The organism is Agromyces sp. PvR057 (genome assembly GCF_040547485.1).
Lineage (GTDB): Bacteria > Actinomycetota > Actinomycetes > Actinomycetales > Microbacteriaceae > Agromyces.
Genome location: NZ_JBEPPT010000001.1, coordinates 1853911 through 1879951 on the forward strand (window position 1 = coordinate 1853911; position 26041 = coordinate 1879951).

General features: G+C 71.7%; 21 protein-coding genes and 1 tRNA gene. 16 read left to right on the plus strand and 6 right to left on the minus strand.

Going from position 1 to position 26041, the window contains the following annotated elements; translation table 11 throughout:
- The first annotated feature begins 39 nt into the window (after positions 1-39).
- The 5 genes from ABIC29_RS08440 to ABIC29_RS08460 all read left to right on the plus strand — a co-directional run bounded on the left by ABIC29_RS08440 (position 40) and on the right by ABIC29_RS08460 (position 5292).
- Positions 40-1839, plus strand: a complete 1800-nt coding sequence (locus ABIC29_RS08440) for a DEAD/DEAH box helicase (protein WP_354244271.1) — start codon at positions 40-42, stop codon at positions 1837-1839.
- A gap of 53 nt (positions 1840-1892) precedes the next feature.
- Complete coding sequence (locus ABIC29_RS08445; protein WP_354244274.1) at positions 1893-3272, plus strand: MFS transporter; 1380 nt, start codon at positions 1893-1895, stop codon at positions 3270-3272.
- 118 nt (positions 3273-3390) lie between these two features.
- Positions 3391-3867: an Lrp/AsnC family transcriptional regulator gene (locus ABIC29_RS08450; RefSeq protein WP_055857799.1), complete on the plus strand. Its 477-nt coding sequence runs from the start codon at positions 3391-3393 to the stop codon at positions 3865-3867.
- Positions 3868-4052: 185 nt separating this feature from the next.
- The gene (locus tag ABIC29_RS08455; RefSeq protein WP_354244277.1) at positions 4053-5147 is read left to right on the plus strand and encodes a VIT1/CCC1 transporter family protein; all 1095 of its coding nucleotides are present in this window, start codon (positions 4053-4055) and stop codon (positions 5145-5147) included.
- A 7-nt stretch (positions 5148-5154) separates the two neighbouring features.
- Positions 5155-5292, plus strand: a complete 138-nt coding sequence (locus ABIC29_RS08460; RefSeq protein ID WP_354244280.1) for an SDR family oxidoreductase — start codon at positions 5155-5157, stop codon at positions 5290-5292.
- Positions 5293-5386: 94 nt separating this feature from the next.
- Here ABIC29_RS08460 and ABIC29_RS08465 read toward each other — a convergent pair whose 3' ends face one another.
- From ABIC29_RS08465 to ABIC29_RS08485, 5 genes are all read right to left on the minus strand, one after another.
- Complete coding sequence (locus ABIC29_RS08465; protein WP_354244283.1) at positions 5387-6253, minus strand: DUF3097 domain-containing protein; 867 nt, start codon at positions 6251-6253, stop codon at positions 5387-5389.
- Positions 6254-6262: 9 nt separating this feature from the next.
- A complete protein-coding gene (locus ABIC29_RS08470; RefSeq protein WP_354244286.1) occupies positions 6263-9709 on the minus strand; it encodes an error-prone DNA polymerase in 3447 nt (1148 codons plus the stop codon).
- A gap of 13 nt (positions 9710-9722) precedes the next feature.
- On the minus strand, positions 9723-11375 hold the full coding sequence (locus tag ABIC29_RS08475; protein WP_116081711.1) for a DNA polymerase Y family protein: 1653 nt from the start codon (positions 11373-11375) through the stop codon (positions 9723-9725).
- Entirely contained in the window at positions 11372-12166 is a 795-nt protein-coding gene (gene imuA', locus ABIC29_RS08480; RefSeq protein WP_116081712.1) for a DnaE2-dependent mutagenesis accessory factor ImuA', read from the minus strand. The genes ABIC29_RS08475 and imuA' overlap by 4 nt, the downstream gene beginning before the upstream one ends.
- 201 nt (positions 12167-12367) lie before the next feature.
- Positions 12368-12451 (minus strand) — tRNA-Leu (locus ABIC29_RS08485).
- 209 nt (positions 12452-12660) lie between these two features.
- On the opposite strand from ABIC29_RS08485, the gene ABIC29_RS08490 reads away from it, so the two are divergent.
- Both ABIC29_RS08490 and ABIC29_RS08495 read left to right on the plus strand, forming a co-directional pair.
- Positions 12661-14013 (plus strand): M20/M25/M40 family metallo-hydrolase, encoded by a 1353-nt coding sequence (locus tag ABIC29_RS08490; protein ID WP_116081713.1) that lies wholly within the window; start codon positions 12661-12663, stop codon positions 14011-14013.
- 49 nt (positions 14014-14062) lie between these two features.
- Positions 14063-14881, plus strand: coding sequence for an undecaprenyl-diphosphate phosphatase (locus ABIC29_RS08495; protein ID WP_116081714.1), 819 nt, complete (start codon positions 14063-14065; stop codon positions 14879-14881).
- A gap of 96 nt (positions 14882-14977) precedes the next feature.
- Here ABIC29_RS08495 and ABIC29_RS08500 read toward each other — a convergent pair whose 3' ends face one another.
- On the minus strand, positions 14978-15952 hold the full coding sequence (locus ABIC29_RS08500) for a PAC2 family protein (RefSeq protein ID WP_354244292.1): 975 nt from the start codon (positions 15950-15952) through the stop codon (positions 14978-14980).
- Between the two features lie 76 nt (positions 15953-16028).
- Here ABIC29_RS08500 and ABIC29_RS08505 point away from each other — a divergent pair, with 76 nt between their 5' ends.
- The 9 genes from ABIC29_RS08505 (at position 16029) to lnt (ending at position 25964) form a co-directional block, all read left to right on the plus strand.
- Positions 16029-16703: an HAD family hydrolase gene (locus ABIC29_RS08505; RefSeq protein WP_116081715.1), complete on the plus strand. Its 675-nt coding sequence runs from the start codon at positions 16029-16031 to the stop codon at positions 16701-16703.
- Positions 16700-17728 (plus strand): tRNA (adenine-N1)-methyltransferase, encoded by a 1029-nt coding sequence (locus tag ABIC29_RS08510; protein WP_116081716.1) that lies wholly within the window; start codon positions 16700-16702, stop codon positions 17726-17728. Before ABIC29_RS08505 ends, ABIC29_RS08510 begins: the two co-directional genes overlap by 4 nt.
- A gap of 43 nt (positions 17729-17771) precedes the next feature.
- Positions 17772-18716, plus strand: coding sequence for an FKBP-type peptidyl-prolyl cis-trans isomerase (locus ABIC29_RS08515; RefSeq protein WP_116081717.1), 945 nt, complete (start codon positions 17772-17774; stop codon positions 18714-18716).
- Between the two features lie 58 nt (positions 18717-18774).
- Complete coding sequence (locus ABIC29_RS08520; RefSeq protein WP_354244297.1) at positions 18775-19794, plus strand: helix-turn-helix transcriptional regulator; 1020 nt, start codon at positions 18775-18777, stop codon at positions 19792-19794.
- Positions 19794-20777: a helix-turn-helix transcriptional regulator gene (locus ABIC29_RS08525; RefSeq protein ID WP_116081719.1), complete on the plus strand. Its 984-nt coding sequence runs from the start codon at positions 19794-19796 to the stop codon at positions 20775-20777. The genes ABIC29_RS08520 and ABIC29_RS08525 overlap by 1 nt, the downstream gene beginning before the upstream one ends.
- A 65-nt stretch (positions 20778-20842) precedes the next feature.
- Complete coding sequence (tatA, locus tag ABIC29_RS08530) at positions 20843-21103, plus strand: twin-arginine translocase TatA/TatE family subunit (RefSeq protein WP_116081720.1); 261 nt, start codon at positions 20843-20845, stop codon at positions 21101-21103.
- Positions 21104-21151: 48 nt separating this feature from the next.
- The gene (gene tatC, locus ABIC29_RS08535) at positions 21152-21943 is read left to right on the plus strand and encodes a twin-arginine translocase subunit TatC (protein WP_116082587.1); all 792 of its coding nucleotides are present in this window, start codon (positions 21152-21154) and stop codon (positions 21941-21943) included.
- A 12-nt stretch (positions 21944-21955) separates the two neighbouring features.
- Positions 21956-24388 carry a DEAD/DEAH box helicase gene (locus tag ABIC29_RS08540; RefSeq protein ID WP_116081721.1) on the plus strand — a complete coding sequence of 811 codons (2433 nt, stop codon included), beginning with the start codon at positions 21956-21958 and terminating at the stop codon, positions 24386-24388.
- A 31-nt stretch (positions 24389-24419) separates the two neighbouring features.
- Complete coding sequence (lnt, locus tag ABIC29_RS08545) at positions 24420-25964, plus strand: apolipoprotein N-acyltransferase (RefSeq protein WP_354244304.1); 1545 nt, start codon at positions 24420-24422, stop codon at positions 25962-25964.
- Positions 25965-26041: the final 77 nt, after the last annotated feature.

Below are 26041 nucleotides of genomic sequence, written 5' to 3' on the forward strand. Positions count from 1 at the left end.
GTTCGAGGATGTCGGCAGCCTCGACTACCCTCGAATCCAGTGAGCACAGCGACCCCCTCCGGCCCCCAGCCGGGCACCTCGGCCGCCGAACATCTCTCCCCGTCGTTCCCAGAACGTGCGGCATGGGGCACGGCGAGCAAGCTTCGGGCCTGGCAGGCCGAGGCGCTCGAGCAGTACCTCGGCGAGCTTCCACGCGACTTCCTCGCCGCCGCGACGCCGGGCGCCGGCAAGACCACGTTCGCGCTGAGGCTCGCGGCCGAGCTCCGCTCGCGTCGCATCATCGACCGCATCACGGTCGTGGCCCCCACCGACCACCTGAAGCGCCAGTGGGCGGATGCCGCGGCGCGCGCCGGCATCCGGCTCGACCCCGGGTTCCGAAACGCCCACGGCAGCATCGCGCGGCACTTCCACGGCGTCGCCGTCACGTACGCGCAGGTCGCGATGCGGCCGGCACTGCACCGTGAGCTCACCCTCTCCGGTCGAACCCTCGTGATCCTCGACGAGGTGCACCACGGCGGCGACGCGCTCTCGTGGGGCGACGCGATCCGCGAGGCGTTCGAGCCAGCCACGAAGCGCCTCTCGCTCACCGGGACCCCGTTCCGCTCCGACACCGCGCCGATCCCGTTCGTGCAGTACGAGCAGGACGCCCACGGGGTGCGCCTCTCGCAGACCGACTACGCCTACGGCTATGGCCGGGCCCTCGCCGACGGCGTCGTCCGACCGGTGCTGTTCATGGTCTACGCGGGCCACATGCGCTGGCGCACCAAGGCCGGCGACGAGATGGAGGCCCGGCTCGGCGAGGACAACACCAAGGACATCACCTCCTCGGCGTGGCGCACCGCGCTCGAGCCCACGGGCGAGTGGATCCCCGCGGTGCTCGCCGCCGCCGACCGGCGCCTCACCGAGGTGCGGCACGGCATCCCCGACGCCGGCGGGCTCGTCATCGCGACCGACCAGACCGTCGCCCGCGCCTACGCCAAGATCCTCGAGGGCATCTGCGGCGAACCCGTCACGGTCGTGCTCTCCGACGAGAAGGAGGCGAGCGCGCGCATCGAGGAGTTCTCCGAGAACACGCGGCGCTGGATGGTCGCCGTTCGCATGGTGTCCGAGGGCGTCGACGTGCCCCGCCTCGCGGTCGGGGTCTACGCGACGAGCAGCTCCACGCCATTGTTCTTCGCGCAGGCCATCGGGCGTTTCGTGCGCGCCCGCCGGCGTGGTGAGACGGCATCCGTGTTCCTGCCGAACGTGCCGATCCTGATGGCGCTCGCGTCGCAGATGGAGCTCGAACGCGACCACGCGCTCGACCGCCGTGGCGGCGACGACGCCGACGACGACGGGCTCGACGACAGCCTGCTCGAGTCGGCGAACCGCGAGGAGCGCGCGTCAGAGGAGCTCGAGCTCGGCACCTGGCAGGCCATCGAGTCGGATGCCTCGTTCGACCGCGTGCTCTACGACGGCACCGAGTTCGGCACGCTCGCCGAACCAGGCAGCGACGAGGAGTACGACTTCATCGGCATTCCCGGCCTGCTCGAGCCCGACCAGGTCTCCGAGCTGCTGCGGCACCGACAGGCGCGCCAGTCTCGACGCGCGGGCGAACGGCGCAAGAACATCGTCGAGGAGGCGAACCCCGAACCCGTCGCGCTGTACCGCACGCTCAAGGAGCAGCGCGCACTGCTGAACAGCCTGGTCGGGCTGTGGGCGAGGCACACCGGCGAGGCGCACTCGCTCGTGCATGCCGAGCTCCGGCGGCTCTGCGGCGGCCCCGCGGTCGCCCAGGCAACGGTCACGCAGCTGCAGGCCCGCATCGAGCTGCTGCGCCGGCGCCTCGGGCGCAGCTGACCCGCCTGCGCGGGGGATAGGTGCACGGGCCGCCGTCTGCCAGCATGGCGGACATGGACCGCACCACGCGCGTGCTCACGGTCGCGATCATCGTCTCGTTCATCGCGTTCCTCGACGGCGCCGTCATCAACGTCGCACTGCCGTCGATCGCCGATGAGCTCGGCGGCGGTCTCGCCCTGCAGCAGTGGGCCGTCGACGCCTACCTGCTGACACTCGGATCGCTGATCCTGCTCGCCGGCTCGCTCTCGGACTCGTTCGGACGACTGCGGATCATCCGCATCGGGCTCTGGGGCTTCGGCGCGACATCCGTGCTCTGCGCGATCGCGCCGACGGGGGAGTTCCTCGTCATCGCCCGCGCGCTGCAGGGCGCCGCTGGCGCGCTGCTCGTGCCGAGCTCGCTCGCGCTCATCATCGCGACGTTCGCTCCGTCCGAGCAGGGCAGGGCGATCGGCCGCTGGACCGCGTGGACGACCGCGGCCTTCCTCGTTGGTCCGCTCCTCGGCGGGGTGCTCGTCGACCTCGCGTCGTGGCGCCTCGTGTTCTGGATCAACATCCTGCCGATCGCGGTCGCCCTGCTCCTGGCCCGCCGGCTCGGGCACGACGCGCCCCGCACCGAACCCGCGCACATCGACTGGCTCGGAGCCGGGCTCGGCGTCGTCGGCCTCGGCGGCACCGTGTTCGCGCTCATCGAGCAGGGTCGCCACGGCTGGACGTCACCGGTGGTGGCCGTGCCGCTCGTGGTGGGATTCGTCGCGCTCGTGCTGTTCGTGCTGCAGGAGCGCCGCTCCCCGCATCCGATGCTGCCGCTCGAGCTCTTCAGCCGTCGCAACTTCGCCGCAGGCAACCTGGCGACCGTGTTCGTCTACGCCGCGTTCTCGCTCGGTCCGTTCGCGATGACGATCTTCCTGCAGCAGTCCGGCGGGTTCAGCGCCACGATGGCCGGCCTCGCGACCCTCCCGCCGACGATCATGCTCGTGCTCCTCGGGTCGCGGTTCGGCGAGCTGGCGAGCCGCGTGGGGCCGCGCGTCTTCATGACCGCCGGGCCGATCATCGTGGGCGTCGGATACCTGCTGACCCTCGCAGTGCGGGCCGAGCTCGTGTACTGGTGGCAGTTCCTGCCCGGCATCCTCGTGATCGGGCTCGGAATGGCGATGACCGTGGCGCCGCTGACCGCGACGATCCTCGGAGCGGTCGACCCGGTGCACGCCGGCATCGGTTCGGCCGTGAACAACGCGGTCGCGCGCATCGCCGGTCTCGTGGCGATCGCGAGCATCAGCGTCATCGCCGGATCGCAGCTGGATGTCGCGGGGTACCGCCGCACGGCCGCGGCGGTCGCCGTGATGCTCGTGATCGGCGGCCTGGTGTCGTGGCTCGGCATCCGGAATCCGAAGGCCGAGCGCGTCGAAGGGGCCGCACCGCCGACGGCCGCATGACCGGTCGCCCCGTCGTCCGGCCGTCATGTGGGCGGGCGTCGGCGCGAGGCCTCGTATGATTCGGGAATGGATCGCTCTGCGAGCGGTCCGGCAACCCGACCCGATGGAGGCACCGCCCATGGCCGAGAAGCCCGAACTCGATCGCGTCGATCGCGCACTGCTCCAGGCCCTGTCGACGAACGCACGTGCGTCCGGAGCCGCCCTCGCGGCCGAGGTCGGCGTCGCCGAGTCGACCGTGTCGCTGCGCCTGCGCCGGCTGCAGAGCCTCGGCACCGTGCGCGGCTACCGGGTCGAGGTCGACCTGGCGTCGCTCGGCGTCTCGCTGCAGGCCCTCATCGCGATCCGGCTCGTCAAGCACGACCGGGCCGAGATCGACGCGTTCCGCCAGCAGGTGCCGCACCTCCCGGGCGTGCTGTCGGTCTACCACATGGCCGGCGCCGAGGACTACCTGCTGCACGTCGCCGCTCGAGACGCCGAAGAGCTGCGCGAGTTCGTGCTCGCGCACCTGACGGGCCACCCCGCCGTCGCGCACACCGAGACGAACCTCATCTTCGAGCACGTCGACGGGGACGGCTGGAACAAGCTCGTCGGCTGAACGATCGGTCGACGCCGCTCACCCGGCGCCGTTCGGCGCTCCGAAATGCTGTCAATCGCGCGGAATCACGCCGATCGCACGCGACCTCCCGATAGCGTGAACGACGGCCGCGACGCGGCCGTGCGATGGCGCGGGACCCGGCGCCGTCGAGCCTCCCGCGCGCACGTGACGACGAGGAGCCCCGCATGACCGACCAGACGCCGCACGGCTCGGCCTCCGACCGCACCCGATGGCGGCGCTACCTCGCCGCAGAGCGCGCCGAGGGCGCGGTCTACCGGGAGCTCGCCGCCCGCCGCGAGGGCGAGGAGCGCGCGATCCTGCTCGCCCTGGCCGCCGCAGAGGGCCGGCACGAGGCGCACTGGCTCGCACTGCTCGGCGGCGACGACGCCGGTGTCCCTCGCGCCGACCTGCGCACCCGCCTCCTCGCCTCGCTGGCCCGTCGCTTCGGTTCCATCTTCGTGCTCGCGCTCGCTCAGCGCGCCGAGGCCCGCTCGCCGTACGCGACCGACCCCGACGCGACGCCCGCGATGGCGGCCGACGAGCGCATCCACGGCGAGGTCGTGCGCGGCCTCGCCTCCCGTGGTCGCCGCCGCCTCGCCGGCACCTTCCGTGCAGCGGTGTTCGGCGCGAACGACGGCCTCGTCTCGAACCTCGCGCTCGTGCTGGGCATCGGCGCGACGGGCGTCGCACCGGGCGTCGTCCTCTTCACGGGCATCGCCGGCCTCCTCGCCGGTGCGCTCTCGATGGGCGCCGGCGAGTACGTCTCGGTGCGGTCGCAGCGCGAGCTGCTCGAGGCATCCGCCCCCGACCCGACCGCACGCGAGGCGCTGCCCCATCTCGACGTCGACGCGAACGAGCTCGCGCTGGTGTACCGCGCCCGCGGCATGCAGGAGCAGGAAGCGGTCGAGCACGCCGCTCTCGTCGTCGCCCGAGTGCAGGCGGTCGAGGATGCCCACACGCCGACCGACGCGCTGTCGGTCGTCGAGCACGACGACGAAGCCGTCGGAACGGGACTCGCCGCCGCGCTCTCGAGCTTCTGCTTCTTCGCCTCCGGTGCGCTCATCCCGGTGCTGCCGTACCTCTTCGGCATGACCGGCCCCGCCGCCATCATCACGGCGACGGTGCTCGTGAGCATCGCCCTGCTCGCGACCGGCGCGACCGTGGGCCTCCTGTCGGGTGCGTCGCCCTTCAAGCGCGCCGTGCGCCAGCTCGCGATCGGCCTCGGCGCCGCCGCCGTCACCTACGTGCTGGGCCTTGCGTTCGGCACGTCGATCTCCTAGGAGCCGCATGCTCCTCGCACACCAGCCGAGCGGCCGGCTCGGCACCCCGGAGGACGCCGCGCGACTCGTGCGGTTCCTCGCCTCGGAGGAGGGGCGCTGGGTGACGGGGCAGCTCGTGCACAGCGACGGCGGCTTCTCGGTCTGACGTTCTGTTCGGCAGGGCTGGCGGTCGTCCGAGCCCGGCGGCGCCTCGGGCGAGCGGCGCCTCGGGCGAGCGGCGCCTCGGGCGGGCGGATGTCTCAGGCCGGCGCCGTGACGAAGTCGATGAGCTCCTCGACGCGGGCGAGCAGCGCGGGTTCGAGGTCGCCGTAAGCGCGAACCTGCCCGAGGATCCGCTGCCAGGCCCTGGCGATGTCGGCCTGCTCGGCGTGCGGCCAGCCGAAGGCCTCGCACACGCCGTGCTTCCATTCGGTGCCGCGCGGGATGACCGGCCACGCCTCGCGCCCGATGCGGGCGGGCTTCACGGCCTGCCACACGTCGATGTACGGGTGCCCGACGACGAGGACGTTCGCGCCGTGCGGTCCGCGCCTGACGGCGTCGGCGATGCGCTGCTCCTTCGAGCCCGGCACGAGGTGGTCGACGAGGATCCCGGCGCGACGTCCCGGCCCCGGCTCGAAGTCGTCGAGCTGCCGGGCGAGCACGTCGACGCCCTCGAGGTATTCGACGACGACGCCCTCGATGCGGAGGTCGGCGCCCCACACCTTCTCGACGAGCTCGGCGTCGTGCCGGCCCTCGACGAAGATGCGGCTCGGCAGTGCGACCTTCGCCGGCGCGTTCTCGACCACGAACGAGCCGGATGCGGTGCGCAACCGCCCCGTGGGTGCCTTCGGCTTGGGTCGAACGAGCTGCACGGCCTCGCCGTCGACGAGGAACCCGTGCCCCAGCGGGAACATCCGGGTCTTGCCGAAGCGATCCTCGAGGGTCACGTGCTGCGCGTTCACGGCGACCACGGCACCGCAGTACCCGTCGGCGGCGAGTTCGACGACGAGGTCGCGCTCGGCTTCGACGGTGGGGATCACGCGTCGTCCGCGCGCCTTCCAGTCGCCGGCGAGCACGTCGTCGCCGTAGCGGTCCGGTCCGTTCTGGGCATGGGTCGAGGTCGGCACCGGATGAGGCTAACGGAAGTCGCGGGAACGCAAGGGCGCCGACACGGTGAGCCGTTCGAACCGGTCGGCGACGAGGTTCACGACGCCCTGGTCGGACCGCTCGAGCATGCCGCGCACGATCATCGCCGGAGCCTCCCTCGCGACCCTGCGGTAGCGCTGCCAGACGCCGACCCCGGCGATCACGTTGACCGTGCCCGATTCGTCTTCGAGGTTCATGAACGTGATGCCGCTCGCGGTCGCCGGCCGTTGGCGGTGCGTCACGACCCCCGCGACCTCGATGCGGCGTCCGTTCTCGGCCTCGACGAGCCGGTCGACGCGCACCACCCCGCGTTCGTCGAGGCGTTCGCGCACATGCCGCATGGGGTGGTCGTCGGGCGAGATGCCCGTGGCCCACAGGTCGTACACGACCTGCTCGGCGGGGGAGAGGATCGGCAGCAGCGGCGGCTGCACCACGACGACCGAGCCCTCGAGGAACTCCTCTCGGTCCTGCGCGGCCTCGCCGGCGAGCCAGAGCGCCTGGCGGCGCCCGAGCAGGAAGCCCGCGAACGCGCCCGCTGCGGCGAGCGCCTCGAGCTGCTCGGTCGAGAGGCCGGCCCGGCGCGAGACATCCGCCATGTCCCGGTACGGGCCTCTCGCCTCCCGCTCGGCGACGATGCGCTCGGCGACCTCGAGGCCGATCGACGAGACGTCGGCGAGGCCGAGGCGCACCGCGAACGCGCCGTCGCGGCGGTGCTCCGCCGAGCGATCCGGTGCCTCGCGCACGAACTTGCCGACGGGCGGCTGCACGGCATCGGCGCAGGAGGGCATGCCGGTCGGCTCGCGACATCCGTCGTCCTCGACCGCGACCGGAGCCCCTGACGCACCCGCGTCGCCCCGCAGCGGCTCGAGCCCCGCATGCGCTCCCGACCGCAGGATGTCGGGCCGGCGAACCTCGACGCCGTGCCGACGGGCGTCGGCCGTGAGGGTCTGCGGCGAGTAGAAGCCCATGGGCTGGGCTCGCAGGAGCGCCGCGAGGAACGCAGCGGGGTGATGCAGCTTCAGCCACGAGCTCGCGTAGACGAGCAGGCCGAAGCTCAGCGCATGGCTCTCGGCGAAGCCGAAGTTCGCGAACGCCTCGATCTTGGCGTAGATGGAATCGGCGACCTCGAGGTCGATGCCGTTCTCGGCCATGCCGGCGTAGAGCTTCGCGCGCAGCCGGTCGATCTTCTCGACGCCGCGCTTGGAGCCCATGGCGCGGCGGAGCAGGTCGGCGTCGGCCGCGCTGCAGTTGCCGACCGCGACCGCCATCTGCATGAGCTGCTCCTGGAAGAGCGGCACCCCGAGCGTTCGCTCGAGCACGGGTTCGAGCTTGGGATGCAGGTAGCTGACCTTCTCCTCGCCCGTACGGCGACGGATGTAGGGGTGCACCGCTCCGCCCTGCACCGGCCCGGGGCGGATGAGCGCGATCTCGACGACGAGGTCGTAGAAGCGACGGGGCTGCAACCGGGGGAGCGTGCCCATCTGCGCGCGGGACTCGACCTGGAACACGCCGATCGAATCGGCGCGACAGAGCATGTCGTAGACCGCCGCCTCCTCTTTGGGGATCGTCGCGAGCTCCCACGTCTCGCCGGTGTGCTCGCGCACGAGGTCGAACGTGTACTGCAGCGCGGCGAGCATGCCGAGGCCGAGCAGGTCGAACTTCACGAGGCCCATCCAGGCGCAGTCGTCCTTGTCCCACTGCAGCACCGTGCGGTGCTCCTTGCGGGCGTGCTCGATGGGGCACACCTCGCCGACGGGGCGATCGGTGAGCACCATGCCGCCCGAATGGATGCCGAGGTGGCGCGGGAAGGTCAGCAACTGCTCGGCGAGCTCGACGACCGGGGCAGGGATGTCGTGGTCGTCGGTGTTCACCACGGCACCCCAGCGCTCGACCTGGCGGGTCCAGGCGTCCTGCTGCCCGGTCGAGAAGCCGAGCGCCTTGGCCATGTCGCGCACCGCGGCCTTGGGGCGGTAGCTGATGACGTTCGCGACCTGGGCGGCGTTCATGCGCCCGTACTTCTCGTAGACGTACTGGATGATCTCCTCGCGCCGGTCGGAGTCGAAGTCCACGTCGATGTCGGGCTCCTCGTCGCGCAGCGCCGAGAGGAAGCGCTCGAACGGCAGGTCGTAGAAGATCGAGTCGACCGCGGTGATGTCCAGCACGAAGCAGACCGCCGAGTTGGCCGCCGATCCGCGGCCCTGGCACAGGATGCCGCGGCTGCGGGCCTCGCGCACGAGGTCGTGCACGATGAGGAAGTAGCCGGGGAAGTCCTTCAGCTCGATGACGTCGAGCTCGCGCGCGAGGCGCTCGCGCACATGCTCGGGCATGCCGGGATACCGCCGCTCGGCGCCGGCCCACACGAGCTCGCGCAGCCAGCTCATGGGCGTGTGCCCTTCTGGCACCTCCTGCTTCGGCAGGCGGGGCCTGGCGCTCCGCAGCGTGAACCCGAGCTCGGCCGCGAGCGTCGCCGACCGCGCGACCGCACCGGGGTAGCGGGCGAACCGCTCGGCCATCTCGGCGCCCGAGCGCAGGTGGAGGCCGTCGGATGCCGGCAGCCACCCGTCGAGCTCGTCGAGGCTGCGCCTGGCGCGCACCGCGGCGAGCGCCGACGCGAGCCGATGCTCGCCCGGCGTGGCGTAGTGCACGGCGTTCGTCGCGAGCAGCGGCAACCGGGCGCGTTCGGCGAGCCCGGCGAGCAGGTCGTTGTTCTGCTGGTCGAGCGGATGCCCGTGATCGAACAGCTCGACGACGACGTGGTCGCGCCCGAAGAGGGCGACCAGCCGGTCGAGCTCGCGCCACGCGGCATCCGCACCACCGCTCGCGAGCGCGCGACGAACCATGCCCTTGCGGCATCCGGTGGGGATGATCCATTCGTCGGCGGAATGCTCGGCGAGCGCCTCGAGCGAGTACACCGGTCGCCCCTTCTCGCCGCCCGCGAGCTGCCCCTCGGTGATCGCGCTCGCGAGGCGGTGGTAGCCCTCCTGCTGCCTGGCGAGCACGAGCAGGTGCTCGCCCTCCGGGTCGGCTGCCCCCATCTGCGGTTCGGAGAGCCCGAGCGAGAGCTCCGCGCCGAACACCGTCTCGAGCCCGGGGAAGCTCTCGGCGGCCTCGGCGAAGCGCACGACGCCGTAGAAGCCGTCGTGGTCGGTGAGCGCGAGACCCGTGAGGCCGAGTCGGTGCGCCTCCTCGACGAGATGCTCCGGCGAGGAGGCGCCATCGAGGAAGCTGTACGTCGAGTGCGCGTGCAGCTCGGCATACGGCACGACCGGCCCGCTCGGCGCCTCGAGTCCTTCGGATGGACGGTACGGATGCCGCTTGCGACTGAACGCCGGCCCGTCGCCGCCGTCGGCGATGAGCTTCGGGGCTCCGGGTCGCTGCCGATCCGAGAGCTTGCGCTCGAGCTCCGACCACGGGATGCCCGGGTTGTTCCAGCCCATCAGCCGCCGCCCATCAGTCGTACCTCGCTTCGGCCCACCAGCCGTCGCCGTCGCGCACGAGCAGCCAGGCGCAGCCGTCGTCGTCGACGATCTGGAAGCGGTGCACGCGCTTGGCGGCGGCAGGGTCCCACCAGCGCTCGACGACGGGCCACGGGCCCGCCCAGGCGCGCACGGGCGTGGCCCCGAACCCGTCGGCGCGGCGCGGCGCGCCTGCCGCGTCTGCGGCCCCGCCGATCGCGTCACCGACGGCGAACCGCTCGGGCACCGCGGAGATCACCCCGCGGGCATCGATCGCGACCTCCGCCCCTCGCGCATCGAGCAGCGCGACGGGCCGGCGTTCCCGGAACACGCTCGCGGGAGCGAGCGTCGGCAGGCTGCCCGGCCACGGCGCGTCGTTCGCGCGCTCGGGCGGGCGGTCGCCCCACGGCACGAGCACCTGCCGGTCGGCGAGCATGCGGCCGCCGCCGACCGATGCGGTCACGACGGCGTCGTGGCCGAGCATGCTCTGCACGCGCGTGAGCCCGTGGTGCACGCGCTCGTCGGGCCCCCCGCCCCAGAGCCCCTCTTCGTGGTTGCCCGTGGAGTCGATGCGCTCGGGGATGACGCGCAGCCGCACGATCGGCGAGGCGAGGCCCGCATCGGCCATGCCGGCGCCCTGCAGCTGCCAGCGCACCCGGTCGATGACGTCGGCCGGCGTGAACCAGCGCGGATGCAGCCAGCTGCGGCTCGAGCGTCCGCCGCGCTCGTCGTCGATCTCGATGCGCAGGCCGGTGCACACGAGCCGCACGTCGCGCATGCGCTGGATGAACCCCTCCGCCCCCACGCGGAAGGCGAATGCGAGCTGGTCGATGCGGTCGAGCGGCGGCTCGAAGTGCTGCTCGACCTCGAACTCGGGCGGGGGAGTGCGCGCGAGCACGCGGGCCTGCTCGCGGCCCGCGGCCCGATCGTGGGCGAAGGCGCCCGCCGCGCCGAACCGGCGGCGCACGTCGACGTCGGGCAGCGCGGCGAACTCGCCGAGCGTGCGCACGCCGAGCCGGTTCAGCAGGGTCGTCGTGCGCTGGTCGGTCACGAGCCCGACGGGCAGCGGCGCGATGAAGGCGGCGGATGCCCCCGGCTCGACGATCTCGACCCCGTCGCCGCCCGCCGTGCTCGCCGCACCGGCATCACCCTCCGCGCCGCCCGCGGCCTGCGCCGCCCCAGCCGCCCGTGCCGCCTGCTCGGCCGCGAACGGCCCGTCGGCGATGCCGACCCGTGCGCCCGGGATGCCGAGCCCGACGAGGGTCGCGAGCAGCGCGGATGCCGCGGCCCCCTCGCTGCCGTAGTACCGGGCCGGCCCGCGGGCCCGCATCGCGAGGGTGCCCGGCCGCACGACCTGCACCCCGGGAACGGCCTGCTCGACCTGGCGCACGACGGGCTCGAACCTGCGCACGTCGAGTTCGACGTCGTAGTCGCGCACCGCGAGGTGCGGGCAGCGCAGCTGCGCCTCGCGGAGCTTCAGCCCGCGCACGACCCCGAACGCGCGCGCCGCGGCCGAGGAGGCGAACACGAGCCCGCGTTCGATGAGCGCGATCGGCTCGCCCTCGTCGAGTCCGAGGTCCGTGCAGACGGCGCGGATCGGCCAGTCGGGGCACCACAGCACGATCGTGCGACCGGGTTCGGCGTTCATCCGGCCCTCCGGCGTGGTTCGCCGACGAGCCCGAGCGGAGGGATCGCGCGCAGCGACGCCACGCGCCCCGACGTCGCGGTGAGTCCTGGGCTCGTCTGCGCCGCGGGCGCCGGGACCGGCAGCACCGGCGCCGTCAGCACCGGGGCGAACTCCAACGACCGCCCCGGCAGGTGCATGCGGGAGCCGGCGCGACGCACGAATTCGCCCCGGCCGGCCACGTTCACGACGACCTCGCGGTCGAGGAGATGCCCGTGCCCGCGCTCGATGCCGTGCCACTCGCTCGCCTCGAGCCCGAGTCGGGCGTCGCTGCCGGGCCACGCCCCGGCCACGAGCAGCGTGGCGCCCCGCTGGCGGAGCCTGGCCTGCAGGCGACTCGCCTCGGCGGGGGAGACCCGCCCGCCCGGACGCACGGCGACGATCGGGATCACGTCGGCGAGCGCCGCGGCGACCGCGAGCCACTGGTCGCCCGGATCGGGCACGAGCGCGAGCCGGTCGAGCTCGATGCCGAATCTCGCGGCGGCCTCGATGCCGAACTCGGGCATGCCGATGATCGCGGCCCAGCGTCCGTCGGCGCTCGACCCGGCGAGCAGCGCCATGAGGAGGGTCATCGATCCCTCGACCTGCACGACCGTGCCCTCGCGGAGCGTGCCGCCAGGGAGCACGTCGGCGAAGGCCGGATGCGTCGGCACGGCCCTCGTGTCGAGGCGCGTGCCCTGCATGCCGCGGATGCGCGCCTGCAGCTCCTCGACGCGCGCAGCACGAGGCGGTGCGTCGGAGAGGGGAGCGGTCATGGTCACCGCTCCAGTTTCGAACACATGTTCGAATGTGGCAAGTCGGGTGCGCCGAACGTCCGCGCCCGGAGATGCCCGCGGACGACACGAAGGCGATCCGCCCCGCGGCCGGATCGCGCGCACCTGGACGCACACGAAGACGCACCCGGAAATGCAAGAAGGCCCGGATCGAAACCGATCCGGGCCTTCTCGACACAAGCGTGCGCGAGGGGGGACTTGAACCCCCACGCCCGTTAGGGCACTAGCACCTCAAGCTAGCGCGTCTGCCATTTCCGCCACCCGCGCTTGTGTCTGCCTTGCGATCTCTCGCTCGGCAACGAGATAGAACACTATCACGCTTCTGAGCGCGCCTTCGACCACGACCACGTCCGCGACGGCCCCGAAGCCCCCTCCGGCGGAACGAAACGCCGATCAGCCGAATGTTCCGGAATTCAGAAGTCGTCGTGTCGCGGCATCCGTCGCCTCGATCGAGCCCTGCGGCTACGGTGAAGGGCATGGCCGAGACATCCGCACCGCTGCCCGAGCCCCGCGACACCACCGAGCCCGGGGGCGAACACGAACTCGAGGAGACCGCGCGCATCGCACGCGACCTGATCCGGTTCGACACCTCGAACTACGGCGAGGGCAAGGCGAAGGGCGAGCGCGAGGCCGCCGAGTACGTCGAGGCGCACCTGAGGTCCCTCGGCCTGGAGCCGCAGCTGTTCGAGCCCGAGCCGCGCCGCACGAGCGTCGTGGCCCGTGTGCCCGGCCGCAACCCAGACAAGCCCGCGCTCGTGCTGCACGGCCACCTCGACGTGGTGCCGGCCGACGCCCGCAACTGGAGCGTCGACCCGTTCGCGGGAGAGATCCGCGACGGCATGCTGTGGGGCCGCGGGGCGGTCGACATGAAGGACATGGACGCCATGATGCTCACGGCGCTCGGCGACATCCTGCGGTCCGGCCGCCTGCCCGAGCGCGAGATCGTCGTCGCGTACTTCGCCGACGAGGAGGCCGGCGGCGGTGTGGGCGCGAGCCGGCTCGTCGACGACCACCCCGAGCTCTTCGCCGGCGCCACCGAGGCCATCAGCGAGGTCGGCGGGTACTCGATCACGGTCGGCGGCACGCGCGCGTACCTGCTGCAGACGGGGGAGAAGTCCCTGCTCTGGGTGCGTCTCGTCGCCCACGGCAGGGCCGCCCACGGGTCGCGACTCATCCGCGACAACGCGATCACGAAGCTCGCGGGCGCCATCGCCCGCATCGGCTCGACCGAATGGCCGGTGCGGCTCACCGACACGACGCGCGAACTCCTGGGCGAGGTCGCGAACGTGCTCGGCGTCGACCCCGAACAGGTCTCGCCCGACGAGCTCGCCCTCGCCACGGGTTCCGCCTCGGGATTCATCACGGCGACCCTGCGCACGACCTCGAATCCCACGGGGCTCGAGGCCGGCTACAAGCACAACGTGATCCCCGACCGCGCCGAGGCGCTCGTCGACATCCGCACGCTGCCCGGCGAGGAGGACGCGGTGCTCGCCGAGATCGCGCGCATCGCGGGCGAGGACATCGAGATCCAGATCGTGCACCGGGACGTGGGGCTCGAATCGCCGACCTCCGGCGCACTCGTCGACGCGGTGCACGCGGCGATCCACGCGCACGATCCCGGTGCCCCCGTCTTCCCGTACCTGCTCTCGGGAGGCACGGACAACAAGTCGCTCAGCCGACTCGGCATCCGGGGCTACGGCTTCGCCCCGCTGCGGCTGCCGGAGGGGCTCGACTTCCCGGCGATGTTCCACGGCGTCGACGAGCGGGTGCCGCTGGACGCGCTAGTCTTCGGGAGGCAGGTCCTGCGCGACCTCCTCCTCGACTACTGACGGTCCACGCGAGCTCCGGGCCTCCGGAGAGGAAAGGCGGCCCAGCCACGTGATCGAAGCGCTCATCCTCGGATTCGTCCAGGGACTCACCGAGTTCCTCCCCATCTCCTCGAGCGCCCACCTGCGCATCCTCGGCGAGTTCCTGCCCGGAGCCCAAGACCCCGGGGCCGCGTTCACCGCGATCACCCAGCTCGGCACCGAGACGGCCGTCGTCGTCTTCTTCTGGCGGGACATCGTGCGCATCATCTCGCACTGGTTCGGCTCGTTCACGGGCCGCGTGCCGCGCAACGACCCCGATGCGCGCATGGGCTGGCTCATCATCATCGGCTCGCTCCCGATCGTCGTGCTCGGCCTGCTCTTCCAGGACCAGATCGAGACCACGTTCCGCTCGCTCTGGATCGTCGCGACCATGCTCGTCGTGTTCGGCCTGATCCTGGGGCTCGCCGACTGGGCGGGTGCCAAGCGCCGCAAGCTCGACGACCTCACGGTCGGGCACGGCGTGATCTTCGGCTTCGCGCAGGCGCTCGCGCTCATCCCCGGCGTCTCCCGCTCGGGCGGCACGATCACCGCCGGACTGTTCCTCGGGTACGAGCGCGCGGCCGCCGCCAGGTACGCGTTCCTCCTCGCGATCCCGGCGGTCTTCGGCAGCGGGCTCTACCAGCTCGCCAAGAGCCTCGGCGAGCCGTCGGTCTACAGCCTCGTCGAGACGGCCGCGGCCACGGTGGTCGCGTTCGGCGTCGGCCTCGCCGTGATCGCGTTCTTCATGAGCTACATCTCGAAGCGCAGCTTCCTGCCGTTCGTGATCTACCGGGTGCTGCTCGGCGGCACGCTGTTCGTGCTGCTCGGCATGGGCGTCATCCAGCCCTGACCGAGCGCGGCCGATCGCCGGCCGCGGCATGCGTCGTCAGTGGCGCATCGGTGCAATATCGGCGACGGATGCCGCGAGCCCGCGTCGAGAGCCGGCTCAGGCGTCGCGGGGGCGCCAGGGCTCGTCGCGCGGCCCCTCGCCGCGAGGCGGCTCGCCGCGACCGTCGGGCCCGTCGCCACGACGCCGGAGGTAGCGCTCGAACTCCTGCGCGATGGCCTCGCCGCTCGCCTCCGGGGCGTCGACGGCGTCGCGCGCCTGCTCGAGCTGCGTGATGTAGCCGGCCATGTCCTCGTCTTCGGCAGCGAGCGCGTCGACGCCGGACTCCCACGTCTTCGCCTCGTCCTCGAGGGTTCCGCGGGGGATGCTGAGGCCGGTGAGCTCCTCGACCTTGCCGAGCAGGGCGAGCACCGCCTTGGGGGAGGGCGCGTTGTGCACGTAGTGCGGCACCGACGCCCAGAGCGAGATCGTGGGGATGCCGGCGCGCTCGGCGAAGTCGGCGAGCACGCTGAGGATGCCGACCGGCCCCTCGTACGTCGAGCGCTCGAGGCCGAGGCGGTCGCGCAGCTCGCGGTTCTCGCTCGACGCGAAGACCGACAGCGGCCGTGTGTGCGGGGCGTCGGCCAGCATCGCGCCGAGCAGGATCACGCCCTCGATGTCGGCGGCGAGCGCCTGATCGACGAGTTCGGCGGCGAAGCTCTTCCAGCTGCGGGCGGGTTCGGCGCCGAGCAGCACGTGCAGCGTGTCCGCACCGGGGCCGGTCACGCGCTCGTCGTCGTCGACGGGCAGCAGGTCGTCGGATGCCGCGACGAGCGACGCGGTCGGGGCCGTCGGCCCGCGCAGCACGGCCCCGGGCCACTCGATGCGGCGCGACCCGTCGTCGCCCTGCACGATGCTCGGGCGGGTGAACTGGTAGTCGAAGTACAGCTCGGGATCGACGGCGGCGATCTCGACGAGCCCCAGGCGTGCCGAGAGCAGCTTCGCGGCGCCCGTCGCCGCCTCGCCCGCGTCGTTCCACCCCTCGAAGGCGACGACCAGCAGTCTGCCGCCCTCGAATCCGGCCGCCTGATTCACGCTCGGTGCCCCGCTCTCCGGCCCGGATCGCCCGGGTCACCTCCCACAATAGGCCGTGCCCGTAGACTTGACGGTTGTGACCACTCGCCTTCCCGCCGCCGTCCTCTGGGACATGGACGGCACGATCGTCGACACCGAGCCCTACTGGATGGCGGCCGAAGAGGAACTGGTCGGGTCCTACGGCGGCACCTGGACCCACGACGACGCGATGCGACTCGTCGGCAGCGGTCTCTGGGAGTCCGCCCGCATCTTCCAGGAGCACGGCGTCGACCTCGATGCCGACGAGATCGTCGCGTGGCTCACCCGCCGCGTGCGCGAGCAGCTCGACGAGTTCGGACTGCCGTGGCGGCCGGGCGCCCGCGAACTGCTCGAAGCCCTGCGAGCGGCATCCGTTCCCGCCGCGCTCGTGACGATGTCGGTGCGCTCGATGGCCGACGACGTCATCAGGGCGATCCCGTTCCACGCGTTCGACGCGATCGTCACGGGCGACTCGGTGGCGAATGCGAAGCCGCACCCCGAGCCCTACCTGGTGGCCGCCGCCGAGCTCGGCGTCGACATCGCCGACTGCGTCGCCTTCGAGGACTCGCCGACCGGCGTCGCCTCGGCTGCGGCATCGGGCGCGATCACGGTCGGCGTGCCCAACATCCTCTCGCTCGACGACACACCCGCGACGGTGCTCTGGTCGAGCCTCGACGGACGAACGGTGGCCGATGTCGCCGCCCTCGTCCACACACGAAAGGCGAGCGCATGAGCGAGTCCCGCGGCGAACGCAGCGGCCCCTTCCAGGTCGGCGACCGCGTGCAGCTGACCGGCCCGAAGGGCCGCATGCACACGATCACGCTCGAGCCGGGCAAGATGTTCCACTCGCACAAGGGCCTCATCGCCCACGACGAGATCATCGGCCTGCCCGACGGCTCGGTCGTCGCGAACCAGGTCGGCATCGAGTACCTCGCCCTTCGGCCGCTGCTCAGCGACTTCGTCATGTCGATGCCGCGCGGTGCCGCCATCGTCTACCCGAAGGACGCCGCGCAGATCCTCGCGCAGGCCGACATCTTCCCGGGTGCGACGGTCGTCGAGGCCGGCGTCGGCTCCGGAGCGCTCTCGCTCTGGCTGCTCCGCGCGATCGGCCCCGAGGGGTGGCTGCACTCGTTCGAACGCCGCGACGACTTCGCCGGCGTCGCGCGCGGCAACGTGGCGACGTTCCACGGCGCCGACCCCGAGAACTGGACCATCACGCTCGGAGACCTCGCCGAGGCGCTGCCCGACGTCGCGCCCGAGGCATCCGTCGACCGCGTCGTGCTCGACATGCTCGCGCCGTGGGAGTGCCTCGGCGCCGTCTCGACCTCGCTCAAGCCGGGCGGCGTGCTGCTCTGCTACATCGCCACGGTCACCCAGCTCTCGCGCGTCGCCGAGGCGATCCGCGCCACGGGGGAGTACACCGAGCCGCAGTCGTCCGAGACGATGGTGCGCGGCTGGCACGTGCAGGGCCTCGCCGTGCGCCCCGATCACCGCATGATCGCCCACACGGGCTTCCTGCTCACCGCGCGCCGCCTCGCACCCGACACCGTGCTCCCAGAGCTCAAGCGGCGCCCGTCGAAGACCGACTTCAGCGACGAGGACGTCGAGCTCTGGACGCCGGGCGCCCTCGGCGAGCGCACCGTCAGCGACAAGGCGCTGCGAAAGCGCGTCAGGGCAGCGGATGCCGCGGCCACGCGCTCGCGCGAAGGCGCGGGCCCCGACGACGCCGCGCCCGAACCATCAGGCGAAGCCGAGTAGGCTTTCACCGCCCCAACGCGACCCCACCATGAATCGAGGATCAGTGCGCTCGTCACTCGCGCTCATCGCCACCGCCGGCCTCGTCGCCGTCGCCCTCTCGGGCTGCGCCTCCGCGGCGCCCGCACCCGACGCGACCCCCGGAGACTCGTCCGCGACGGTCGAGGTGACCGGCACGTTCGGCGAGGAGCCGAAGGTCTCCTTCCCGACGCCGCTCGCGCCGGAGGAGACCCAGTGCACCGAGATCATCGAGGGCACGGGGCCGCTGCTGACCGAAGGGCAGATGGCACTCGTCGGCCTCGGCGTCTACAACGGCGCGACCGGTGACGAGATCCAGGTCACCGGCTTCGGCGACGACGACGCAGTGCCGCTGAACGTGAACGCCTCGGCGACCATGCCCGGCATCGCGAAGGGTCTGACCTGCGCACGCGAAGGGTCTCGCGTCGTCGTGGTCGTGCCCGAGAAGGACGCGTTCGGCCCCAACGGCAACCCGTCGGTCGGCGTCGAGCCGGGCGACAGCATCGTGTTCGTGGTCGACGTGCGTGAGGCCTTCCCCTCCCGTGCCGACGGCACGCCCCGCCTGACCCGCGACGGGTTCCCGGCCGTGGTGCTCGCACCCGACGGACGCCCCGGCATCACCGTCCCGCAGAGCGACCCGCCGAAGTCCCTCCAGCAGGAGACCCTGCTCGAAGGTTCCGGCGAGGTCGTCGAAGACGGCGACACCGTCGTCGTGAACTACACCGGCGTGCTGTGGGACGAGGGCACCGTGTTCGACTCCAGCTGGGAGAAGGGCACGCCAGCGACCTTCGTCGTCGGCGAGGGCGGCCAGGTGATCCCTGGCTTCTCGTCCGCGATCGTCGGCCAGAAGGTCGGTTCGCAGATCGGCGTCATCATCCCGCCGTCCGAGGGCTACGGCGAGCAGGGCAGCAGCGGCGGCGTGCCCGCGAACGCGACCCTCTTCTTCGTCATCGACATCCTGGGCGTGGTCTGACGCCTGGGCTCGCTCCGTTCCGGCGACCGGTCCCTTCGGCGTGGGTAAGATCGCTCCTGTGACCGGCGCCGAGCGAAGAGACGTGAAGATCCCGGTCGAAGACCGCCTGTTCAGCCTCGTCCTCGCCCTGCTCGCGACCGAGACCGGCCTGCTGAAGGCCGAGATCCTCTCGACCGTGCGAGGGTACGCCGAACGGTACGACCCGCACGGCGGCAACGCGAACCTCGAGCGGCAGTTCGAGCGCGACAAGGACGAGGTGCGCGAGCTCGGCATCCCGCTCGAGACCGTGGAGTCGCCCGATCGCCCCGGCGACAACCAGGCCCTGCGGTACCGCATCCCGAAGGGCCAGTACGACCTGCCGGACGAGGTGCGGTTCACGCCAGACGAACTCGCCCTGCTCGCCCTCGCCGGCGAGGTCTGGCGCGGCGCCTCGCTCTCCGAGGACTCGCGGCGTGCGCTCACGAAGATCCGCGGACTCGGCATCGAGCCGCGCGAACCGGTCATCGGCTACGCACCGCGCCTCCGCGTGCGCGACGCCGCCTTCGAGCCCCTGCGAACCGCACTCGATCGCCGCCAGCGCGTGCGGTTCGCGTACCTGAAGCCCGGCGAGACCGCTCCGCGCGAGCGCCGGGTCGATCCGTACGCCGTCGTCCTGCACGAGGGCCGTTGGCACCTGCACGGCCGCGACGTGGACGCCGACGGACTGCGCACCTTCCTGCTCTCGCGCATCGTCGGCGAGGTCGAGGTCGTGGCCGGTGCCGCCTTCGCACCGCCCGCCGAGGGCGTGCAGGACCGCATCCTGGCCGAGCTCGAGGAGCTGCGCCTCAGCAACGTCGCCGACCTCGCGGTCACGGCGGGCACCGATGCCGAGGTGCGGCTCGGCAAGCGGGCCGTCGTGGGCGACGAGGACGCCGGCGTGATCCGCCTGCACTTCACAGATGTCGCCGTGTTCGCCGACGAGCTCGCGGCATACGGACCCGAGGTGCGCGTGCTGGGGCCCGCCGACCTCCGCGACGCGGTGCGCGACCGCTTGCGCCTCGTCGCCGACGCGCATGCGCAGAAGACCGGAGGAGCCTGATGGCCCAGCGACGAGCGCCGCTGCGCGCACCCGACAAACTCGTGTTCCTCCTCTCGCTCGTGCCGTACCTCATCGAGCAGCAGGTGGTCACCGTCTCCGAGGCGGCCGCACACTTCGGGTCCACCGACGACCAGATCCGCGACGCGGTGCGGCTGATCGCGATGTCCGGCCTCCCGGGCGACACGGGCACGTACCAGTCGAACGACCTCTTCGACATCGACTGGGACGCCTTCGAGGAGCACGACGAGATCGTGATCGTCCACCACGTGGCCATCGACGAGGCTCCGCGTCTCGCGGCGCGCGAGGCGGCGGCGCTCATCGCGGGCCTGCAGTACCTCGCCGCGCTGCCCGAGAACGCCGACAGCACTGCGCTCGCGTCGCTCATGGCCAAGCTCCGCGCCGGCGCGTCGGCGACGCCCTCTGGCCTCGCGATCGCCGAGCCTGCAGCAGATGCCTCGCTCGCGCTCATCCGACGTGCGATCACGGGCGGCCGCCAGCTCGAGTTCGACTACCTCAACGCCCGCGGCGAGGCAGGGCGCCGTCGCAGCGACCCGCTGCGCATCGTCTCGCAGGACGCCGACTGGTACCTGCAGGCCTACTGCCACACGCGTGACGACGTGCGCAACTTCCGCGTCGACCGCATGAGCGAGCTCGAGGTGCTCGACCTGCCGGTGGGCGACCACGGCGACCTCGACGTGCCCGAGACGCTCTTCCAGGGATCCTCGTCCGACCTCGACGTGGTCGTCGACGTCGCCGCGGAGGCGCTCCCGCTGCTCGCCGACTACCTCGCCGACTCGTCGACGCAGGAGGTCGACGGGCGCCTCAGGGTGACGCTCCGGCTCGCGCACGTGCACGGGCTGAAGCGTCTCGTCGCGGGGCTGCCGGGGCTCGTCACGGTCGTGGCTCCGGCCGACGCGCGGCAGGTCGTGGCAGAGTGGGCCGCGTCGGGACTTCAGGGCTACGACGACGTATCCGTCCCGTGAGCGCGAGCGCCCACGACCCGACCCGTTAGACTGACCTCCACATCCCCGTCAGAATTGGACGCCGCATGTTCGCAAACCTCACCGGATGGCACTTCCTGATCATCCTGGTCATCATCCTGCTACTCTTCGGCGCGCCCAAGCTCCCGGCGCTCGCGCGGAGCCTCGGGCAGTCGATGAAGATCCTCAAGTCCGAGGTGCGCGACCCTGACGCCGACGTCAAGGCCGACGCCGCCGACGGCACGTCCACGGGCAACGACGCTGCGAGCACCGGCACGAACACGGCCGACGGCACTGCGAAGAAGCCCGATTCCTCCTCTGGCGCCTGACGCATGACCGCGACGACGGCGCGCGGTGAGAAGAACCGCGAGCGGCGGATGTCGCTCGGGGCGCACCTGATCGAACTGCGCAAGCGTCTGTTCATCGCGGCGATCGCGATCGTGGTCGGCGGCATCGCGGGGTGGATCCTCACGGAGCTCTTCATCTGGGACGCGATCCAGGAACCCGTGGTCAGCGTCGCCAAGGCGCAGGCCGAGGCCTACGCCGCCGCCCACCCCGGCGAAGAGGTCCCGAAGGTCGCCAGCATCGTCTTCCCGACGATCTCGAGCGCGTTCGACCTGCGCCTGCAGCTGGCGTTCACGATCGGCCTGGTGATCTCCAGCCCGGTCTGGCTCTACCAGATCTTCGCCTTCCTCGTACCGGGGCTGAACACGCGCGAGCGCCGGTTCACGCTCGGGTTCTTCCTCTCGGCGATCCCGTTGTTCCTCGCCGGCTGCGCCGCAGGCTGGTTCGTGCTGCCGAACATCGTGAAGCTCATGACGAGCTTCGTGCCCGAGGGCGGCGAGAGCCTGCTCACGGCCAAGGAGTACCTCGACTTCGTGCAGAAGCTCGTGATCGCCATCGGCGTCGCGTTCGTGCTTCCGGTGTTCATCGTGCTGTTGAACTTCGCGGGCGTCATCAGCGCCGCGTCGATCATCAAGTCGTGGCGCGTCGCGATCCTCGTGATCGTGCTCTTCACAGCCATCGCCACGCCGTCCGCCGACATCGTCTCGATGTTCATGCTCGCGATCCCCATGATCGGGCTGTACTTCCTCGCCTGGTTCATCGCGCACCTGCATGATCGCCGTGTCGAACGCCGCAACGCCGAGGAGTTCGACTCGGCTGTCTAGGCTGAAGGGGTGATGAGCCTTTCGCCGGCGGAACGGTATGCGATGTCGCGCGAGCAGCGCCGGCGTCCGCGACTCCAGGATTTCGCGGCATCCCAGCGATTCGACCTCGATCCCTTCCAACGTGCCGCCTGCGGGGCGCTCGACGAGGGCCGGAGCGTGCTCGTGGCCGCGCCGACGGGGGCGGGCAAGACCGTGGTGGCCGAGTTCGCCGTCTTCCTCGCGATGCAGCAGACCGGCGCGAAGGTGTTCTACACGACGCCGATCAAGGCGCTGTCGAACCAGAAGTACCAGGAGTTCGTCGAGGCGTGGGGTCCAGACGACGTCGGCCTGCTCACGGGCGACACGAACATCAACTCGAATGCGCGCATCGTGGTGATGACCACCGAGGTGCTCCGCAACATGCTCTACGCCGGCTCGCCGACGCTCGATCGGCTGGCGTACGTCGTCATGGACGAGGTGCACTACCTCGCCGACCGGTTCCGCGGGGCGGTATGGGAGGAGGTCATCATCCACCTCCCCGAAGACGTGCGGCTCGTCGCCCTGAGCGCCACGGTCTCCAACGCCGAGGAGTTCGGCGACTGGCTGCAGGCGGTGCGCGGTGACACCGACGTCGTCGTCTCCGAGGACCGGCCGGTTCCGCTCGAGCAGCACGTCCTCGTCAAGGCGAAGCTCGTCGACCTCTTCGACTCGTCCGGCAAGGGCGCGACCAACCGGGTCAATCCCGAGCTGATGCAACTGGCTCGTGCCGGCGGCCGCTCCATCTCGTCGCGCTCGGCCCGCGGGCGGCGCGGCGGCGATCGCGGTCGCTACCACCACGGCGGCGGGCAGGGCACCGGGCGCATCGACCGCCCCGAGGTCGTCGAGCTCCTGCACGGCAAGCACCTGCTTCCCGCGATCTTCTTCATCTTCTCGCGCGTCGGCTGCGATCAGGCGGTTCGCCAGGTGCTCCGCTCCGGCATCCGGCTGACCGAGTCGGCCGAGCGCGACGAGATCCGGGCCATCGTCGAGTCGCGGGTGCAGATGCTCCGCGACGAGGACCTGGCCGTGCTGGGCTACTGGGACTGGCTCGAGGGCCTGCAGCGCGGCGTCGCGGCACACCACGCGGGAATGCTGCCGGCATTCAAGGAGGTCGTCGAGGAGCTCTTCCAGCGCAAGCTCCTGAAGGCCGTCTTCGCGACCGAGACCCTGGCGCTCGGCGTGAACATGCCGGCCCGCTCGGTCGTGCTCGAGAAGCTCGAGAAGTTCAACGGCGAGGCGCGCGTGCCGATCACGCCGGGGGAGTACACGCAGCTCACGGGCCGCGCCGGCCGTCGAGGCATCGACGTCGAGGGCCACTCGGTGATCCAGTGGGTCGACGGGCTCGACCCCGAGGCGGTGGCCGCGCTCGCATCCCGTCGCAGCTATCCGATGAACTCGAGCTTCAAGCCGACGTACAACATGGCGGTGAACCTCGTCGACCAGTTCGGGCGCGAGCGAACCCGGCAGATCCTCGAGCTCTCGTTCGCCCAGTTCCAGGCCGACCGTGCCGTCGTCGACCTCGCCCGCACCCTGCGCAAGCAGGAGGAGTCGATGTCGGGCTACGAGCAGGCCATGGCGTGCCACCTCGGCGATTTCGGCGAGTACGCGGCGATCCGTCGGCGCATCAGCGACCTCGAGCGCCAGAACTCGAAGGGCAACTCGACGCACGCCCAGCGCGAGCGGCTGCAGCGCGACCTCGGCGATGCCCGCAAGCAGATGCGCGCCCACCCCTGCCACGGATGCGCCGAGCGTGAGCAGCATGCGCGCTGGGCCGAGCGCTGGTGGCGGTTGCACCGCGATCACGAGCAGCTCTCGCGCCAGATCCAGTCCCGCACCGGGCAGATCGCGAAGCGGTTCGACCGGGTCGCCGACGTGCTCGAGCAGCTCGGCTACCTCGAGCGCACGAGCGACGGCGGCATGGTGTCGACGCCGGCCGGCCGCATCCTGAAGCGCATCTACGGCGAGCGAGACCTGCTGGTGGCCGAGTGCCTGCGGCAGGGCCTGTGGAACGGACTCGACGTGCCGTCCGTGGCGGCCATGGCCGTCTCGATCGTCTACGAGCCGCGTCGCGACGACCACGGCGAGCAGTTCCGCCTGCCGCGCGGCCGGTTCCGCGAGGCCTTCGAACGCACGACGGATGTCTGGAGCGAGCTCGACGACCTCGAACGCGACCATCGGCTCGACGGCAGCGAGGTGCCATCGCCGGCCCTCGCGATGGCGATGCACGCCTGGGCGAGCGGGGCGGGCCTCGGCGCCGTGCTGAGCGACATCGACCTCGCGGCGGGCGACTTCGTGCGGGTCGCGAAGCAGGTCGTCGACCTGCTCGACCAGATCTCGATCGTGGCCGATGCCGAGCTCGGCGTCACGGCACGCGCGGCGATCGACGCGGTCCGCCGCGGCGTCGTCGCTTACGGGTCCGCGGGCTGATCACGCCCTGCCGGTCGCCTAGGCTGATCTGGTGCCCGCCCCGAGACCGCTGATGCCCCTGTGGGCGGCCCTGCTCGTCGCGATCGCCGGCGGACTGATCTACGACCTCGGGTTTCCAGGCGTCTCGTGGTGGCCGCTCGCGTTCGTCGGCATCGCACTGGCCCTCCTGAGCCTGATCGGCCGGTCGGCCTGGGGCGCGCTGCTCGTCGGCTTCGCGTTCGGCATGGCCTTCTACCTCCAGCAGGTGTCGTGGACGGCGCTCTACCTCGGCCCGGTTCCGTGGCTCGCGCTCTCGGTGCTGGAGTCCGCGTTCGTCGCGGGCGGCGCCGTGCTCATCACGCTCGCCTATCGCTGGGTTCCACGGGCGAGCGATGCCCGCTGGGTGCGCCTGATCGTCCTTCCGGCGCTCGTGGCGGGCCTCTGGTGCCTGCGCGAGGCCGTCGTCGGCTCGTTCCCGTACGGCGGCTTCCCATGGGGTCGCGCGGCGTTGAGCCAGTCCGAGAGCCCCTTCGCCGAGGTCGTCTCGTGGGCCGGCAGCACTGGTCTCGGATTCGTCATGGTGTTCCTCGTCGCCGCGATCATCGAATGGGTGCGTGCGCGTGGGTGGCGCGACCTCCGCACGGCGATCCCGGTCGTCGCGGTCGCGCTCGTCGCGATGCTCGTGCCCCAGTGGCAGACGACGGATGCCGGAACGATCCGCGTGGCCAGCGTGCAGGGCAACGGCCCGGCGGGCTACTTCGACGAGCGGGAGCAGGGCGACGTGCTCCTCGCCCAGCTCGAGGCCACGGAGCCAGTGCTCGACGAGCCCGGCATCGACGTGCTGCTGTGGCCAGAGGGCGGCTCCGACATCGACCCGCTCCGCTCCGATCGCGTGGCGGGCGTCTTCGACCGCCTGAGCGACGAGATCGGTGCGCCCGTGCTGCTGAACACCGTCACCGTCGAGGGCGACGACGAGGCGAGTGCGCAGTACTTCAACACGTCGATGCTCTGGCGTTCGGGCGAGGGCGCGGTCGCGACGTACGACAAGCGGCATCCGGTGCCGTTCGGCGAGTACATTCCCGATCGTGACTTCTGGTACTCGCTCGCGCCCGACCTCATCGGCCTCGTGCAGCGCGGCTACACGCCGGGCACGAACCCACCGGTCTTCGATCTCGGCGACGCGACCACAGGCCTCGCGATCTGCTTCGACGTCATCTACGACGACTTGATCTGGGAGGGCGTCGACGACGGCGCCCAGGTCTTCATGTTCCAGACGAACAACGCCGACTTCCGAGGCACCGACGAGAATGAGCAGCAGTTGGCGATCGCCCGCCTGCGCGCGATCGAGACGGGCCGGTCGGTCGTGAACATCTCGACGGTCGGCACGAGCCAGGTGATCGACCCGGCGGGCCGAACGATCGACTCGCTGCCCGCCTACGAGCAGGGGGCCATGGTGACGGATGTCGCGCTTCGCGACGGCCGCACGCCGGCCGTCTTCCTCGGGGCGGCCGTGCCCCTGCTCGTCGTCGGCGGCGCCGCGCTCGGCCTCATCGGCGCGGGCCTGCTCGCGCGGCGACGCGACCGCTCGCGCGCCTGACGCGCAATCGCAAGACGACGCCGCGGAGACCACGAACGCCGCCTCCGAATCGGAGGCGGCGTCGATGGATGGTGCAG

Coding starts and splice junctions, on each gene's coding strand:
- ABIC29_RS08445 (WP_354244274.1), top strand. CDS start 1,893: ATGGACCGCACCACGCGCGTGCTCACGGTCGCGATCATCGTCTCGTTC.
- ABIC29_RS08450 (WP_055857799.1), top strand. CDS start 3,391: ATGGCCGAGAAGCCCGAACTCGATCGCGTCGATCGCGCACTGCTCCAG.
- ABIC29_RS08455 (WP_354244277.1), top strand. CDS start 4,053: ATGACCGACCAGACGCCGCACGGCTCGGCCTCCGACCGCACCCGATGG.
- ABIC29_RS08460 (WP_354244280.1), top strand. CDS start 5,155: ATGCTCCTCGCACACCAGCCGAGCGGCCGGCTCGGCACCCCGGAGGAC.
- ABIC29_RS08470 (WP_354244286.1), bottom strand. CDS start 9,709: ATGGGCTGGAACAACCCGGGCATCCCGTGGTCGGAGCTCGAGCGCAAG.
- ABIC29_RS08475 (WP_116081711.1), bottom strand. CDS start 11,375: ATGAACGCCGAACCCGGTCGCACGATCGTGCTGTGGTGCCCCGACTGG.
- imuA' (WP_116081712.1), bottom strand. CDS start 12,166: ATGACCGCTCCCCTCTCCGACGCACCGCCTCGTGCTGCGCGCGTCGAG.
- ABIC29_RS08490 (WP_116081713.1), top strand. CDS start 12,661: ATGGCCGAGACATCCGCACCGCTGCCCGAGCCCCGCGACACCACCGAG.
- ABIC29_RS08510 (WP_116081716.1), top strand. CDS start 16,700: ATGAGCGAGTCCCGCGGCGAACGCAGCGGCCCCTTCCAGGTCGGCGAC.
- ABIC29_RS08525 (WP_116081719.1), top strand. CDS start 19,794: ATGGCCCAGCGACGAGCGCCGCTGCGCGCACCCGACAAACTCGTGTTC.
- tatA (WP_116081720.1), top strand. CDS start 20,843: ATGTTCGCAAACCTCACCGGATGGCACTTCCTGATCATCCTGGTCATC.
- tatC (WP_116082587.1), top strand. CDS start 21,152: ATGTCGCTCGGGGCGCACCTGATCGAACTGCGCAAGCGTCTGTTCATC.
- ABIC29_RS08540 (WP_116081721.1), top strand. CDS start 21,956: ATGAGCCTTTCGCCGGCGGAACGGTATGCGATGTCGCGCGAGCAGCGC.